Genomic DNA, 16,574 nt, shown 5'->3' on the forward strand with positions numbered 1-16,574 from the left:
ACTAGTACCAGCACTGTCTTCCGCAACCGGCCCGGGAACGGCAGGATCGGTACCATGCCTCCTCTTCGTTCACGCACTGTCACCCACGGCCGCAACATGGCCGGCGCCCGCGCACTGCTGCGCGCCTCCGGCGTCGCCAACACGGACATCGGCAAGCCGATCATCGCCGTGGCCAACTCCTTCACCGAGTTCGTCCCCGGCCACACCCACCTCGCCCCCGTGGGCCGCATCGTCTCCGACGCGATCCTCGCCGCGGGCGCCGTGCCGCGCGAGTTCAACACCATTGCCGTGGACGACGGCATCGCGATGGGCCACTCCGGCATGCTCTACTCGCTGCCTTCCCGCGACCTGATCGCCGACTCCGTGGAGTACATGGTCAACGCGCACTGCGCCGACGCACTGGTCTGCATTTCCAACTGCGACAAGATCACCCCCGGCATGCTCATGGCAGCGCTGCGCCTGAACATCCCCACCGTGTTCGTTTCCGGCGGCCCCATGGAGGCTGGCCGCGTGACCCTGACCGACGGCTCCGTGCGCTCCCTGGACCTGGTGAACGCGATTGCCGACGCTGTGGACGAGTCCATCTCCGATGAAGACATCAACCTCATCGAAGAGAACGCCTGCCCCACCTGCGGTTCCTGCTCCGGCATGTTCACCGCCAACTCCATGAACTGCCTCACCGAAGCGATCGGCCTGTCCTTGCCGGGCAACGGCTCCGTGCTCGCCACCCACACCGCGCGCAAGGCGCTGTACGAGAAGGCCGGGTCCACCGTCGTCGAACTGGTGAAGCGCTATTACGACGGCGACGACGACTCCGTGCTGCCCCGCTCCATCGCCACCGCCAAGGCCTTCGACAACGCCATGGCCCTGGACATCTCCATGGGCGGCTCCACCAACACCATCCTGCACCTGCTGGCCGCCGCGCAGGAGGCGGGCGTGGACTACGGCCTGGCCGAGATGGACGCCAAGTCCCGACTGGTACCCTGCCTTGCCAAGGTGGCCCCCAACGTCGCCAAGGACAAGACCTACTACATGGAGGACGTCCACCGCGCCGGCGGCATCCCCGCCCTGCTGGGCGAGCTGAACCGCGGCGGGCTTCTGCACAAGGACGTCCACTCCGTGCACTCCGCTGACCTGGACGGCTGGCTGGACGACTGGGATGTCCGCGGCGGCAAGGCCACCGAAGAAGCGAAGGCCCTGTGGCACGCCGCTCCCGGCGGCGTCCGCTCCTCCACCGCTTTCTCCCAGTCGAACGAGTGGACCTCCCTGGACACCGACGCCGCGGAAGGCTGCATCCGCTCAGTGGAGCATGCCTACTCCAAGGACGGCGGACTGGCCGTGCTCCGCGGCAACGTTGCCCCCGACGGCGCCGTGGTGAAGACCGCCGGCGTGGACGAGTCCATCTGGACCTTCGAAGGACCGGCCGTTGTGTGCGAGTCCCAGGACGAGGCCGTGGAAAAGATCCTGAACAAGACCATCAAGGAAGGCGACGTGGTGGTCATCCGCTACGAAGGCCCCCGCGGCGGTCCGGGCATGCAGGAAATGCTCTACCCGACGTCGTTCCTCAAGGGCCGCGGCCTGGGCAAGAAGTGCGCCCTCATCACGGACGGCCGCTTCTCCGGCGGCACCTCCGGCCTGTCCATCGGGCACATCTCCCCGGAGGCAGCCTCCGGCGGTGTCATCGCCCTGGTGGAGGACGGCGACATCATCAGCATCAACATCAGTGAGCGTTCGCTCGACCTGCAGGTGTCCGACGAGATCCTCGCCGAACGCCGTGAGAAACTCCTGGTCAACGGCGGCTACAGGCCAAAGGACCGGGACCGCCACGTATCCCCGGCCCTGCGCGCCTATGCCGCCATGGCCCTGTCCGCGGACAAGGGCGCTGTCCGGGACGTCTCGCTGGTGGAGAACCTCGTCTAAGTCGCGAGAGCTTTCCGCTTCCCGCCTTCCTGGCGGCCGATGGTGCGATCCGCATGGTGCAGTACGGAGGCGGCGGACGTCGGTACGGTCGTCCAGGCCCCTTCGATGGGCTCATTCCTGCTTCGGTGACTTTTCGTTACATGCCTGCGGTGTTGCGTAGGTCACATCCAATTGCGCCCGGGCAGGTTACCCGCCCAACCTTGCATCACATCTTTTTTCAGCGCTTGTCAGAGCGTGCCCAACGAAGGAGCACCACCTATGACTGACGTTCTTTGGTTTTCTGACCTCGGCCTGTCCGATCTCGACCAAGTCGGCGGCAAGAACGCCTCGCTCGGGGAAATGGTCCGGAGCCTCTCCTCTGCCGGGGTCAAGGTCCCGGACGGTTTCGCCACCACGGCTGACGCCTACCGGCGTTTCCTGAGCGGCTCAGCCCTCGACACCCGGATAGAAGACATCCTGAAGGATCTGGACAGCGGCGACGTTGCCGCCCTTGCCCTGGCAGGGAAGCAGATCCGGGACCTGATCCGAAGCACCCCGTTTCCGGACGGTTTCGAGGAGCAGATCCGGACCGCCTACCACCGCCTCACAGACCACCACGCCGGGGACGTGTCCTGGGCTGTGCGCTCCAGTGCTACGGCTGAGGACCTGCCGGATGCCTCCTTCGCCGGGCAGCAGGAGACGTTCCTGAACATCCGCGGCGTGGACAACATCCTGCTCGCCATCAAGGATGTTTTTGCCTCGCTCTACAATGACCGCGCCATCGCCTACCGGGTCCACCACGGCTTCACGCATTCGGAAGTGGCACTCTCGGCAGGCGTACAGCGGATGGTCCGGTCCGACGTTGGCGCGTCCGGCGTCATGTTCACCATGGACACCGAAACAGGCTTCAACGACGCCGTCTTCATCACCTCCTCTTACGGGCTCGGCGAAGCAGTGGTGCAGGGCGCCGTCAACCCTGACGAGTTCTATGTCCACAAGCGCGCCCTGGCCGCCGGGCGTCCCGCCGTGCTGAAGCGCGGGCTCGGTGAAAAGGCAGTACAGATGACGTACACGGACTCCCAGGAGGTGGGCAGGACCGTGGACTTCGTTCCCGTGCCGCTGGACCTGCGCCGCCGCTTCAGCCTCACCGACGAAGAAGTCGAGCAGCTGGCCCGCCACGCGGTGGCCATCGAGGCGCACTACGGCCGCCCCATGGACATCGAGTGGGGCAAGGACGGCATCGACGGGGAGCTTTACATCCTGCAGGCCCGCCCCGAGACCGTTGAGTCCCGCAAGGCGAGCGGCACCATCTCCCGGTACACGCTCAACGAGCGTTCGGCAGTGCTGGCTGAGGGCCGGGCTATCGGCCAGCGTATCGGCGCCGGCCAGGTGCGGGTCCTGACCTCGATTGACCAGATGGCCTCGTTCCAGGCCGGAGACGTCCTGGTGGCCAACATGACCGACCCCGACTGGGAGCCGATCATGAAGAAGGCTGCGGCCATCGTCACGGACCGCGGCGGCCGTACCTGCCACGCAGCCATCATCGCGCGCGAGCTGGGCATCCCCGCCGTCGTCGGAACCGGCAACGCCTCCCGGGTCCTCGCGGACGGTGCGCCGGTGACAGTGTCCTGCGCGGAGGGCGAGGCCGGCCTCGTGTACGAGGGGCTCCTGGATTACACGCTGCAGGAGACCAGCCTGGACACCATGCCGCCGGCCCCGGTGAAGATCATGATGAATGTCGGCACACCGGAGCAGGCCTTCAGCTTCGCCCGGATGCCGCATCACGGTGTTGGCCTGGCCCGCCTTGAATTCATCATCAACCGCCAGATCGGCATCCACCCCAACGCCCTGCTGGCAGTTGCGGGCGAGTTCGAACGCCCGGCCACGCTCTCGGACTACACGGTGCGGCAAATCCGGGAGAAGACGGCAGCGTACGACGGGCCGCGGGACTACTACGTCCGCCGCCTGGCCGAGGGGATTTCCACGATCGCGGCAGCATTTGCGCCGGAGCCGGTGATCATCCGGCTCTCGGACTTCAAATCAAACGAGTACGCCAACCTTCTCGGCGGCCCGTCGTTCGAGCCGCATGAGGAAAACCCGATGATCGGGTACCGCGGCGCCTCCCGGTACCTCTCGGACTCGTTCCGCCAGGCCTTCGAGCTCGAATGCGAAGCCCTGAAGTTCGTGCGCAACGAGATGGGCTTGTCCAACATCAAGATCATGGTTCCGTTCGTGCGCACGCTGGCCGAGGCCCGCGGAGTGACCGAGCTGCTCGCGGCCAACGGGCTGCGGCGGGGTGAGGACGGCCTGGAGATCGTGATGATGTGCGAGCTTCCGGCCAACGCCCTGCTCGCCGATGAGTTCCTCGAGTACTTTGACGGTTTCTCGATCGGCTCCAACGACCTGACCCAGCTGACCCTTGGGCTGGACCGTGACTCGGCCCTGGTGGCTGAAGGCTTCGACGAACGCGATCCCGCGGTCACCAGGTTGCTGGAAATGGCCATTGCCGCCTGCCGCGCCAGGGGCAAATACGTAGGAATCTGCGGCCAGGGCCCCAGCGACCACCCGGACTTTGCCGAGTGGCTCCTGGAACAGGGCATCAGTTCCATCTCACTGAACCCTGACGCTGTGACGGACACCTGGCTTCGCCTGGCCCGCTCCGGTACCCGCTCCGCGCTCTAAATGGACGACGAACACCGGACGGATACCGTGGGGGGCGGGACAGCAAGTTCGCCCCCACGGTGTTCTTCCTTTCCGACAGCACCGGCATCACTGCCGAAACGCTCGGCAACACCCTGCTCACGCAGTTTCCCGCCCGGCACCTGGAACGCCGGACGATACCTTTTATCACCACCGTGGAACAGGCGCAGGAAGTGGTGGAGGTCATCGACAAGCTGGCCGATACCGGGCCGCGGCCGATCATCTTTTCGACCACGGTCGGCTCTGACATCCGGGCGGTCCTGTCCCGCAGCCGGGGGCACTTCTTCGACCTGATCGGCGCGCACATCGGCCAGCTGGAGCAGGCACTGCATGCCTCCGCCAGCGGCCAGCCGGGGCAGGCCCATGGAGTCGGCGACGCCGTGCGGTATCAGTCGCGTATGGCCGCCGTCGAGTACGCCATAGAGCACGACGACGGCCAGTCACTTCGTGCGCTGGAGCGCGCCGAACTGATCCTGATCGCCCCGTCACGCTGCGGCAAAACCCCCACCACCATGTATCTGGCACTGCAGCACGGTATCCTCGCCGCCAACTTCCCACTGGTGGAGGAAGACTTCGCCACCCTGTCGCTGCCAAAGCCCTTGCTGCCCTTCGCGGACAAGTGCTTCGGACTGACCTCACTGCCCGTCAGGCTGAGCCAGATACGGCAGGAACGCCGGCCCGGCAGCGATTACGCCTCGCTGGGCCAGTGCACCTTCGAACTGCGCAACGCCGAGGACATGTACCGGGTTAACCAGGTGCCCTACGTGAATTCCGCGTCAATGTCGGTGGAGGAAATCTCCGCCACCGTCCTTCAGCGGATGCAACTGCACCACTGAACCGGCCGGCCGCATCAGCCCCTGCCCCTCCGAGTGCGTCCGCACGCCGGGGGCCCGGGTTTCTAGAGGGAAGGTTTAGGCCGTCCCGGCGGGGTCAGCGAGAAGCTGGGCAAATGCCAGCTCGGCGGCGCCAACCAACAGCAATTCGGACCCGAGAACCGTCCTTTTGATCTGGACGTCTGCTCCGAGTCCCCCTATCGTGTCCCCGGCCACGGCCGAGATAAGTCGCTCGGGGTCCAGGGAAAAGATAGAGCCCAGAAACCCGCCGAGCACGATCATTTCGGGGTTGAAAATGTTGACGAAATTCGTCAGTGCCACCGCAAGGAGGTCGATCTGCCGTTCAACTTCCTTCTGTAGCTCCCGGGATGGAGGCTCGGCAATGGCCCGCTCCAGCTCGTCCTGATCCGCCCGGGCAAGACCGAGCGGGGCGAGCAGCCGTTCGAGGCGGACTTCGGCATCCAAACACCCGAACCTTCCGCAATGACACTTTTCCCCGTTGGTTCGCACCAGAGTGTGTCCAAGTTCGCCGGCAAAACCTGCAGAACCCCGCAAAGTCCTGGCTCCGGAAATGACGCCGCCGCCGATGCCGCTGGCGCTTCCGTTCAGATACACCACATCCGAGATCCCTACGGCGGCCCCATAAATACTTTCGGCGAGCGAACCCAGCGTGGCATCATTCCCCGCACGCACCGGACGGGCCAGGGCTTGCTCAAGGAGGGCCGCCAGGGGCTCATCGGCCCACTGAAGGTGCGGTGCCAGTAGTATCAGCCCGTCGGACGATCTGACGAGTCCAGGAACGGCAAGCCCAACGCCTGTAATCCGAGCCATGGCGTCCAGGTCGGCCTGCATTCCTTCTACAATCGCCCGGCTGATGTTTACTGTTTCCGTTACGGAAGGCTGTGTGGCGGCCTCATACCGAATCCTGCGGTGAACGTGACCGCCGAGGCCGACAAGCCCGACGGTCACGGCATCTACATCTGGATTAATGGCTAAGGCCGCGACCTTTTCGTTGGGATGAACGAGGGGGCTTGGCCGTCCGACACGCCCTATGGCAGGCGGTTCTGTTTCGTAGGCAAGTCCGAGGTCCGCGAGCTCGGCGACAAGGGCGCTTATAGTTGAGCGGTTCAACCCCGTCCGCTTTGTCAGGTCGGCACGCGACAGCGGTCCTCTCCTGTGGAGCAGGCCCAAAACCAACGACAAGTTGATGCGCCGGATCGTGTCCGTGCTCTGGAGCGGCGCCGTCTTGGTTCTTCGCGTGCCGTCCAGCTCAGTCAGCTGTGAAGCCGTCAACCCTGTGCCTCTCGAGATCAGTTGTAGTCGCTACTCATCTTCCCCCGGAACGGCGCTTGTTGAAAATACGAAGGCGGCGGCGCAGAAGCACCAGGTTGAGCACGCCCATAGCGAGGCCCGCGATGACGGATAAGTACGGGCTCACAACTGGTTGAACCACGGTCAGCGGAATCGGACGGTGGCCGTTTCACGCCCCCGCGAGAGCGAGACCGCTGCACTCTGCCCGTCGCGTTTGATCACGTAATTGCCGAAGAAACCCGTGATCGACAAACGTCCGTCATGGTCCGTGCGCATCGTCGTTCGCGGCAGCCACCATTCGCCCTTAATCAGCGACCGCAGTGCGTAGAACGAGGGTTTCGGCGTGCCGTCGGCGCGAACAAGCCCGCCCGGCGCACCGAGCCACGCTCCGTCGTCGGTGAGCCCCCAGTAGGTAATGGCCTGCACGGCCGGGTGGCCCACGAGTGAGCGATAGTGGCGGACGATCTCGTCCGCTTGCCTGGCCTCTCCCTCGGGCGTCGACGGCCAGGATGGGATCTGATAGTCGTTGAGGTCGACGACTTCCGGCGGCATGAGGTCCCCCGACAGCAGAGTCGTCTCGGTCAGATGGAGGGGCAGCCCGAAGCGGGCGAATCGGTCGACCATCGCAAGCATCGTTTCTTCTCCCCAGTACCCCTGATGCATGTGCGTCTGCAGGCCGATCGCGTCCACGACGATCCCCGCCTCAAGCACGCCCTCGATCAGGGCTTCGTAGTCGCTCGACAAGTCGAAGTCGTTCAGGATGAGCGTTGCCGAAGGGTTCGAGGCGCGAGCTTCCTCGAACGCGAGCTGAATCATGGGCACGCGACCAATGCTCTGCGCAAGCCGGGTGATACCGTTTTCCTCTGCAGTGAACACGGGCATGATGACGGCTTCGTTGATGGCGTCCCACGTGTCGATGACCCCGGAGAAGTCGGTCACCTCGCGTCGGATCCTCTCGCGTTGCAGCCGCTCGATCTCCGCCACCGGTAGACCGGTGAGCCACTCGGGCGCGAGCGTGTGCCAGGTAAGCGGATGCCCCTTCACTGTCACTCCGTGCTGAGCGAACCACGAGGCGGTCCTGAGAAGTCTTCGCGTGTCAGGCTTGCCGCGGGTGGGCTCGAATCCTCGCCAATAAAACGGAAGGGTCGCAGTGTTGAAGAGGTCGAGCCACATCGTCTCGAGCTCCGGCAGGCCCTCGAGCCCTGCCCCACCGAAAACGGGCTCCGCCGCGGCATCCTGCCCGGTCTCCCCATTGGCGAGCGGGATGAAGTCGAAACCGATGTTGCCGAAGGCGAAGTCGTGACGCTGCTGTTCGACGGTGACATCCGCATTGCGCACAGGGTCGCCGACGGAATCGAGCACGGTGACCTGCGCGGTCACCTGGCGGTGATCGATACTCATGAGGCGGTCCGTGCGATCTCGTTGAAACTTGGGTGGAAGGCCCGGTCGAAGCCTACGACGCGGGCTTCACCGGAGAGCTGCACCGAGTGCGTGATCCGGATGTCGGTGCTCGATGCTCCGAGACCAAGGACGATCTCTCCCGGTTCAACGACCCGCTCGCCGTTTCGGCCGGTGAAGCCGGTGACATCTGCGGGAACGTGTATCGAGAGCTCGACGGATTCGCCCGGCTTCAGGTCAACGCGCTGAAAACCGACCAGACGCTGCACTGGGCGCACCACTGACGCGACCGGATCGTGGACGTAAATCTGGACGACTTCTGTCCCGGCACGGTCCCCGGTGTTGCGGAGACGGAGGCCGAGGGTCGCCGTGCCGTCTACTTCGACCGTACCCGGCCCGTGCTGGCCGGAGCTCCAGTCAAAGGTCGTGTACCCGATCCCGTGCCCGAACGCGAAGACCGCGGTCGGGTCGATGCTCGACACCCCGTTGGAGCGCGCCAGGGGAGCGGCCAGGTATGTGGACGGCTGCGTTCCCTCTGAGGCCGGGATGCTGACAGGCAGGCGCCCGCTCGGATTGACCCGGCCGGAGAGGATGCCGGCAAGGGCGGCGGTTCCTTCTTCTCCTGCGAAGAATGCTTGCACGATCGCGCTGGCGCCCGTGACAGCGGATCCCAGCGCGTACGGTCGTCCAGCGAGCAGGGTGACGACGGCAGGAGTCGATGTTGCCACGACGGCGTCGAGAAGGTCTTGTTGGGCACCGGGCAGGCGGAGCGACTCGACGTCGCAGCCCTCACCGCTCGTGCCGCGGCCAAAAAGCCCGGCCCGGTCGCCGAGGGCGACGATGACGACGTCAGCCCGCCTTGCAGCATCCACCGCTGCGGAGATCCCGGCGGTTTCTCCTCCGTCGATTGTCGTGCCTGGCACGTATTCGATGTCGGCTTCGGGAAACTCGATGCGGAGGCTGTCCAGCAGGGTAGGCAGATTGATGCCGAGGGGTGTGTCCGGATGCTGCACGCCGACATGCGCAGGGAACGAGTAGCAGCCGAGAACGGCGAAGGGGTCGTCGGTCGTCGGCCCGACGACAGCTATCCGGCGCGGGGCAGCGAGCGGAAGGATCCCGTCGTTGCTCACAAGCACGATGGACTGTTCGGCGATCTCGCGGGCGACCGCCCGATTGCCGGCGTTGTCCAGGTCGATGGTTCCGCGGATGCCTTGCGCGTTATCCACGTCAACGTCCCGCAACGCTTCGGGCGTGGCATCCCAGTCAGGATCAAGCAGTCCGAGTTCGACCTTCTGGCGCAGCACGCGCCGGAGGGCACGATCTATGACCGTCTCGGGCAGGTCGCCCGAGCGGACCGCTTCAGCCAGCGGCGCACCGAAGGTCTTCACCGTCGGCAGTTCGACGTCCACGCCCGCAGTGAGCGCCAGAGCAGCGGCCTCGCCCCACGAACCCGCGACGCCGTGAAGCAGTTTTAGGAAGGCGATCCCGAAGTAGTCGGCCACAACGGTGCCGTCGAAACCCCAGGTGTCACGCAGGACTCCGGTGAGCAGCGACTCGTCAGCCGCGGATGGGACGCCGTCGATGTCGGTATAGGAGTGCATGACCGAACGCGGCTTGCCTTCCCGCATGACCATTTCGAACGGGACGAGCAGCACGTCAGCGAGTTCACGCGGCCCGACGGAGACCGGCGCGAGGTTACGGCCGGCTTTCGACGCCGAGTATCCGACGAAGTGTTTGAGGGTGGCCACGATTCCTGCGGATTCGAGGCCACGGACGTACGCCGTTCCGATGGTGCCGATGAGATACGGGTCCTCACCGATGGTCTCTTCGACGCGACCCCAGCGGGCATCCCGCACCACGTCGAGCACTGGGGCAAGGCCCTGGTGGATGCCGACCGAGCGCATGTCGGAACCGATGCGGTGTGACATCCGCTCAATGAGCCCCGGATTGAACGAGGCCCCCCATGCGAGGGGCACCGGATAGGCGGTCGCCCCCCAGGTGGCGAAGCCGGCGAGGCACTCTTCATGCGCAACAGCCGGGATGCCGAACCGGTTGGATGCCGCGATCCGGCGCTGGCTGCGGAGGAGGGACAGCGCCCCGAGCGCCGGGTCGACCGGAGCCGAGCCGAATGGCCGGGTCAACTGGCCGAGCCCGTTCGGCAGGAGCGCATCGAGGTCGATGACGTCGTCCATGTCGTTCTGATGCGGGGCAACGTCCCCGCCCTCAGTGGACGCGCCGACCCAGACGCCGAACAGCTGGGCGATTTTCTCCTCGAGCGTGAGCGCGCTGAGGAGTGCTTCGACGCGGTCGGAAGCGGACGCGGTGACGTCGTGCCATGGCGGCGTGATCTTCGTGGATGTGGTGCTCAAGGGAAGTCCTAACCTTTGACGGCGCCGGTGAGTCCGCCGACGATGCGACGCTCGAACAGCGTGAAAAATATCAGTGCCGGAATCATGGACAGTGAGGTGAAGGCGAGTACCTTTGCCGTGTCCACCGAATACTGCGAAGCGAACGCCTGAACGCCGAGCGGCAGGGTGTACGTCGCCTGGTCACCGAGGATGAACAGTGGCAGAAGGTAGCTGTTCCAGCTCGCCACGAAAGCAAGGATGCCCGTCGTCACCACGCCCGGCAGCGACAAAGGAACGACCATCCGGAAGAAGAAGCCCAGCCGGCTGGTGCCGTCGATCGACGCCGCCTCTTCGATTTCATCGGGGATGGCCTGGAGGAACGGCACCAGGATGATGATCGTCACCGGCAAGCCGAAGGCGATCTGCGGGAGAATCACGCCACCCAGGCTGTTCATCAGGCCCAGGTCCCTTACGAGAATGTAGAGCGGCGTGATCGCCACGGTCATCGGGAACATCAGCCCGGCGGCGAACAGTGAATACATCGCTCCACGGCCGGCAAACCTGTATCGGGCGAGGATGAAGCTCGCCATCAGGCCGAGCACCACCACACCGATGGTCGTAGCGATCCCGGCAATCGCCGAGTTGCCGACCTGCTGCCAGAAGGTCGGGCTCGCGAGCACCTCAGCGTAGTTGTCGAAATTCCACGGGTTCGGGAATCCCTCGGGCGAATTGGTGATCTGCGAGTTGTCGCGGAACCCACCGAGGATGATGTAGATGACGGGTCCGAGACAGAGTGCGATGAAGACAAAGGCGATGAAGTACGTCGCCGGGCTGCCCCACTGCTGGCGGTCACTCGTTGGACGCTTTTCGCGCGGGAGCGTGGGAGCTTCGAGAACAGTCATCACTTCTTTCCTTCTGTGAGGGCACCGGCGGTGTCGCGTCGAAGAACGAACCGCTGGTAGATCAATGCGATGACGAGGGAGATCAGGAACATGACGACGGCGACAGCACTGCCGTAGCCGAAGTTGCCGGACGTGCGTCCGTTAGCGACCATGTAGGTGGCCATGGTCGAGGTTCCAGCAGTCGAGGCGACATACTGGCCCCAGATGATGAAGACCAGGTCGAACAACTGCAGCGAGCCGATGATTGACAGGAACGCCCAGATCCGCACGGTCGGCCCCAGGAGCGGCAGCGTGATGGTGCGCTGGATCTGCCAGTAGCTGGCGCCGTCGATCGCGGCCGCCTCGAACAATTCGTCTGGGATGCTCTGCAGTCCGGCGAGGAAAAGGATGACGGCGAAGCCGATGTACTTCCACGAGATGATCGCCATCAGGGACCAGATGGCGATGTTCGGATCAGAGAGCCAGTCTGCCTGGAAAGCTCCCAACCCGATGCTGCCGAGCAGCCCATTGAGGGCACCGGATGTCTGCAGCATGAGACCCCAGCCGATCCCGACGATGACTTCGGAGATGATGTACGGGACGAAGATGAGCACGCGGATGAGCGACCGGCCACGGATCTTCTGGTTGAGCAAGAGGGCGAGGACGACCGCAATGGGGCCTTGGATGACCAGGGAGAGCACCAAGATGAACCCGTTGTGGCGCAGCACGTCGTGGAACGCGCTGTCCTGGAAGATGATCATGTAATTTTCGAAACCGACGAAGTCGGTAGCTGGCCCATAACCCTTCCAGCGGAAGAAACCGTAGTAGCCAGCGAGGACGACCGGGAAGATCACGAAGCCGACAAAAACGACGATCGCCGGCCCGGCCAGAAGCGTGATTTCGAGGCGCTTGCGCCAGTCGGTTGGACGCCGTTTGGGCCGCGGTGCGGCAGGGGACGTCGCTCGAGCGCCATCCCCTGCCGTTACCGTGCCCCGCGGCGGCTGCTGGTCCGTCACCAACGGAGCAGCCCCTGCAGGTTCAGTCATTATCTGCTGCTATCCCTTGGCCGCTGCGTCGTTCACGGCGGAGACGATATCTTCAGCAGAGCCCTGACCGGCGAACAGGTCGACAACGCCCTTGTTCAGTGCGTTCCCGACGTTCTGGCCGAACAGGGTGTCGAGCCAGACCGTGACGTACGGTGCGTCGTTGTAGGCCTTAAGGATCGACTGGAGCGCCGGGTCAGTGACAACTGCCTGGGCGTCCTGGTTGGCGGGGAGAGTCTGGAACGCCTCCGCGTAGGCCTCCTGGTGTTCCTTCTGCATAAAGAAGTTCAGGAACGCAGTGCACTCTTCTTTCGGCGCCTTAGCCGAGCAAGTGAAGCCATCTACGCCACCCATCATGGCGCCCTTGGCGCCTTCGCCTCCGTCGATGGCCGGGAACGGGAACCAGCCCAGGTCAGGCAGCGGCTTCTCGTCGGGGGTCAGCGATGCAATGACACCTGGGTTCCATGCGCCCATGAGTTCCATTGCTGCTTTGTGATTCGCAAGGAGACCTGCAGAGCTGCCGGCTCCCTGCTGTGCCGATGTGGTGAGGAACCCGTCGTTGAACGGTGCCGTTTTCACGAACGCTTCCATCTCCTTTCCGGCCTCGAGCCAGCACGGGTCGTCAAACTGCTTCGACTCGGCTGCTTCGCTCATCGCGTCCTGCGAGCACGCTCGCAACGCGAAGAAGTAGTACCAGTGCGCTGCAGGCCAGGCATCCTTCGCGCCGACGGCGATCGGGTTGATTCCTGCGCCCTTGAGCTTGTCTATGGCGGAACCGAGCTCGTCCATGGTCGTCGGCGTTCCCTCGACGCCCGCTTTGGCGAAGAGGTCTCCGCTGTAGAAGATGCCACCAGGCAGCACGGCGGTCGGCATTCCGTAAATCTTGTCCCCGACCGCGAAGGCGCTCAACACGCCTTCGGGCACAGCTGCCCTGGTGGCGTCGTCGATGGAATCCGTGATATCCATGGCCTGCCCAGCCGCAACGACATCCGCAAGCTTGCCGCCGCCGCGCGCCATAAAGATGTCGGGTGCATCGCCGGAGTTCAGCGCGGTCTGGAGCTTCCCGTCCATCTCCTCGTTCTGGATGGACTGCATGTTGATCTTAACGCCAGGGTTTGCCTGCTCGAACGCTGCGACCGTCTTCTCCCAGTACGCCTTGCCAGCGCCTGTCGTCGAGTTCTGCCAGAACGTCATGGTGACGTCGCCGTCTTCTGCTGCTCCACCACCGGAGCTACACGCTGACAGACCGCCAAGGGCGATTGCTGTCGCCGCCCCAACGGTCAGCAGCTTCCTGATGCTGTGCTTGTTCATCTTTGAACGCCTCTCGAAAGTTTCGACATCTACATCGAAAGTTATTAGTGTGATGCGAGCCTAAGCATTGCCCCGGTAAAACGCAAGGGCTTCCCGCCAATAAATAGAGATTGGCGCAACAAATCCAGATTTGTTCCTCTCGACTGACTCCGCTCCAAGGTCAAGCTCGGTGAAGTAGCCGATGAGGCCGGAGTCTGGCTCTCCATGGTCTCCAAAGTCGGGGCTTGGCCCCATGTAGTTTGTTTCTCGCCAGGAAGGGCGTGACACTCAGAAAGTATTTGTTGACACGTCCAACTTATTCTGACTAACTATGGGTCAGCGGGAGGAGAAAGCTAATCAACCCGCCCTGCCGTCATACAAGGGAGTATCTATGCGCACAACTCGTCCCCTACTCGCAAGCGTCCTGGCGCTGGCCTCTGTGGTGATCATCCCGAGCACCGCCTTCGCTGCTCCGGCTCCGCCGTCAGACCCGAAGGCGTCAGAGCACTCGTCCGTCATCAGTGAGAACAGCCTGCGCGCCCTCGCCGACGAAGCCGGCATCAAGATCGGTGTTGCCGTGAATGCCGATCTGCTGGAACAAAACGGCAAGTACCGCAACATCGTCAACACCCAGTACTCCAGCGTCACCGCCGAGAATGTAATGAAGTGGGAGGCCCTGAACCCGGCTCCCGGCGTTTACGACTGGGCCGCAGCGGAGGCGCTGATCGCCAACGCCGAGGCGAACGGCCAGGTCGTACGGGGGCACACCCTCGTGTGGCACAACCAGCTGCCCACTTGGCTCACGACGGGGGATTACAGCGCCGAGGAGCTGCGCGTCATCCTGGAGAACCACGTCCGGACAGTCGCCGGGCACTTCGCAGGCGACATCCAGCAGTGGGACGTCGTCAACGAGATCTTCAACGACGACGCCGAGGGTAGCTTCCGCGAGACCGTTTGGTACCAGGCATACGAGGAACTCGGCCTGCCGGGCGAGCAGTACGTCGCCGACGTCTTCCGCTGGGCGCACGAGGCCGACCCGAATGCGCTGCTCTTCTACAACGACTACAACCTGGAGTTCACTGGCCCCAAGAGCAACGCCGCGTATGCCTTCGTGCAGGAACTGCTCGCGGACGGGGTGCCGATCCACGGTGTCGGCTTCCAGGGGCACCTCGACACGCAGTACGGCTACCCTGACCTGCGCAACAACCTGCAGCGATTCGCCGACCTGGGTCTGGAGGTCGCGTTGACTGAGGTCGACATCCGGACCTACGTCGCCCAGAAGCCGAACGGCACCTACACCAACACCCCGGTGGACCCTGCCGAGGCGGACCAGCAGGTTGACTGGTGGGCACAGACCCTCGAGGACTGTCTCGCGGTTGAGGCGTGCAACTCGTACACGGTATGGGGTGTATCGGACGCGAATTCCTGGATCCCGGGCTGGTTCACCGGCCAGGGCGCAGGCCTGCTGTACGACATGCACAACAACCCGAAGCCACAGTACGAGGCGCTGCTCGAGGTTCTGCGCGACGCAGCCTGACCAACACACAATTCCTGCTCCGGCGGCGTCACGTCGCCGGGACAGACGAGGGGCACGTCCTTTTGGACGTGCCCCTCGTGCCGGTCGGCATCGCCAATACATGACTTTGGCTTGGCGGAGGTGGGTCTTCTTTCGCCCCTTTACACGCCTCGCTGCTGGGCGAGGACGATGCCACCGCAAGGCCACAGCTCAAAACCCCTACTTCTTCGTCAGCCTGTACCGCTCGATCTGCTTCAGCCGCCGCATCAGGCTGTCGCGCCGGGGGTGCGGGACGGCGTCGGCGGCTTCGGCGGTGAGGTCGATGTGCTTGGTGCCGTACTGCCACAGCAGCAGGTCATCGAGCAGCCGGTCCGGGCCGGGGGAGTAGCGGTGGTCCAGGGCCTTGCGGACCTCGGTGATGCGGTTGGCGCTGAGCAGCCCGGCCAGCTGCATGGTCTGGTTGAGTCCATGGGCGGCGAGGAGTTCGGCCGCCCAGCCCCAGTCATCGTCCACCTTCCGGTCAACGTGGGGGAGCAGGGTCCGCCACACGTCGCGGATGCGGTTGGGCGTCAGCGGCGCGGCGCCCTCGCCGTCCATGTCCCAGTACCCCCGCACTTCCTCATAGCGCTCATGGAGGTCGGCGAAGGCGCTCTCCACTGTTTCGAGCATCGCGGCAGTGGCGGTGAACTGGCGGTCAAAGTGCGGCGTCCAAGCCCGCGGGTCCTCGGCCTTGAACCGGATGTCGTGCTCAATCTCGCTCCAGGCGTGGGCGAAGATGGTGCGGATCTGGCATTCAAAAAAGTAACTGCCGTTGGGCACCGCGTCCGGGTTGAAGACCTGCTGGTACTCCTTCACGGCCTCGTTCTGGATGGTCCGCAGGATCAGGTGCCGGCTGGAATACCCGTACGTGCCGGATTCGATGGAGCCGATGTCCTTTTCCCGGTCCCCGCGGCAGTCGAACAGCTGGCGCTGGCGCTTGATAATGTTCGCCACCAGGGCGTTCTCGGCCGGCAGTTTGGTGATCACCCGGATGCCCACCATGTCATTCAGCGTCCGGAAGGGGTCCGGAAACTTGAGCAGCCGCGGACCGCCGGGTTCCAGCGGCTCCTCGGTCCGTGAAATCTTCTCCTTGAACGACTCCACCGTCTTGGTGCGCCCCGTCACGAACAGCGGGGTGACCTCGCTGTCCTTGAGCATGTCCCGCATCAGCAGCAGGACATCCCGCGTGACCAGCTTCAGGGCAGGCCGGACACGCTCGTAGATCTCCACATTCCGCTGAACGGATTCGCGGAGCCCCGCGTCAAGGCTGTCCCAGTTACTCGGCATATTCCCAGCTTACGGCCGGGCGCCGACAG

The 16,574-nt window shown here is 64.2% G+C and carries 11 protein-coding genes; 4 read left to right on the plus strand and 7 right to left on the minus strand.

Annotated features, from left to right (window positions below):
• Positions 1-54: 54 nt before the first annotated feature.
• The 3 genes from ilvD (at position 55) to ASPHE3_RS00705 (ending at position 5,435) form a co-directional block, all read left to right on the plus strand.
• The gene (ilvD, locus tag ASPHE3_RS00695; RefSeq protein WP_013599303.1) at positions 55-1,920 is read left to right on the plus strand and encodes a dihydroxy-acid dehydratase; all 1,866 of its coding nucleotides are present in this window, start codon (positions 55-57) and stop codon (positions 1,918-1,920) included.
• Between the two features lie 258 nt (positions 1,921-2,178).
• Entirely contained in the window at positions 2,179-4,581 is a 2,403-nt protein-coding gene (gene ppsA / locus ASPHE3_RS00700) for a phosphoenolpyruvate synthase (protein ID WP_013599304.1), read from the plus strand.
• A gap of 59 nt (positions 4,582-4,640) precedes the next feature.
• Positions 4,641-5,435 carry a pyruvate, water dikinase regulatory protein gene (locus ASPHE3_RS00705; RefSeq protein ID WP_013599305.1) on the plus strand — a complete coding sequence of 265 codons (795 nt, stop codon included), beginning with the start codon at positions 4,641-4,643 and terminating at the stop codon, positions 5,433-5,435.
• A gap of 75 nt (positions 5,436-5,510) precedes the next feature.
• Here ASPHE3_RS00705 and ASPHE3_RS00710 read toward each other — a convergent pair whose 3' ends face one another.
• The 6 genes from ASPHE3_RS00710 to ASPHE3_RS00735 all read right to left on the minus strand — a co-directional run bounded on the left by ASPHE3_RS00710 (position 5,511) and on the right by ASPHE3_RS00735 (position 13,724).
• The gene (locus tag ASPHE3_RS00710; RefSeq protein ID WP_013599306.1) at positions 5,511-6,725 is read right to left on the minus strand and encodes an ROK family transcriptional regulator; all 1,215 of its coding nucleotides are present in this window, start codon (positions 6,723-6,725) and stop codon (positions 5,511-5,513) included.
• 162 nt (positions 6,726-6,887) lie between these two features.
• Positions 6,888-8,144 (minus strand): endo-1,4-beta-xylanase, encoded by a 1,257-nt coding sequence (locus tag ASPHE3_RS00715; RefSeq protein WP_013599307.1) that lies wholly within the window; start codon positions 8,142-8,144, stop codon positions 6,888-6,890.
• Positions 8,141-10,510 carry a beta-xylosidase/alpha-l-arabinosidase gene (locus ASPHE3_RS00720; RefSeq protein ID WP_013599308.1) on the minus strand — a complete coding sequence of 790 codons (2,370 nt, stop codon included), beginning with the start codon at positions 10,508-10,510 and terminating at the stop codon, positions 8,141-8,143. Before ASPHE3_RS00720 ends, ASPHE3_RS00715 begins: the two co-directional genes overlap by 4 nt.
• 8 nt (positions 10,511-10,518) lie before the next feature.
• Positions 10,519-11,391: a carbohydrate ABC transporter permease gene (locus tag ASPHE3_RS00725; RefSeq protein ID WP_013599309.1), complete on the minus strand. Its 873-nt coding sequence runs from the start codon at positions 11,389-11,391 to the stop codon at positions 10,519-10,521.
• On the minus strand, positions 11,391-12,416 hold the full coding sequence (locus ASPHE3_RS00730; RefSeq protein ID WP_013599310.1) for a carbohydrate ABC transporter permease: 1,026 nt from the start codon (positions 12,414-12,416) through the stop codon (positions 11,391-11,393). Before ASPHE3_RS00730 ends, ASPHE3_RS00725 begins: the two co-directional genes overlap by 1 nt.
• 9 nt (positions 12,417-12,425) lie before the next feature.
• On the minus strand, positions 12,426-13,724 hold the full coding sequence (locus tag ASPHE3_RS00735; protein WP_013599311.1) for an ABC transporter substrate-binding protein: 1,299 nt from the start codon (positions 13,722-13,724) through the stop codon (positions 12,426-12,428).
• Between the two features lie 370 nt (positions 13,725-14,094).
• On the opposite strand from ASPHE3_RS00735, the gene ASPHE3_RS00740 reads away from it, so the two are divergent.
• Positions 14,095-15,240, plus strand: coding sequence for an endo-1,4-beta-xylanase (locus ASPHE3_RS00740; protein ID WP_013599312.1), 1,146 nt, complete (start codon positions 14,095-14,097; stop codon positions 15,238-15,240).
• A 198-nt stretch (positions 15,241-15,438) separates the two neighbouring features.
• On the opposite strand, the gene ASPHE3_RS00745 is transcribed toward ASPHE3_RS00740, so the two are convergent.
• The gene (locus tag ASPHE3_RS00745) at positions 15,439-16,545 is read right to left on the minus strand and encodes a GTP pyrophosphokinase (RefSeq protein ID WP_013599313.1); all 1,107 of its coding nucleotides are present in this window, start codon (positions 16,543-16,545) and stop codon (positions 15,439-15,441) included.
• Between the last annotated feature and the right edge of the window lie 29 nt (positions 16,546-16,574).

It is taken from the genome of Pseudarthrobacter phenanthrenivorans Sphe3, assembly GCF_000189535.1.
GTDB classification, from domain to species: domain Bacteria; phylum Actinomycetota; class Actinomycetes; order Actinomycetales; family Micrococcaceae; genus Arthrobacter; species Arthrobacter phenanthrenivorans.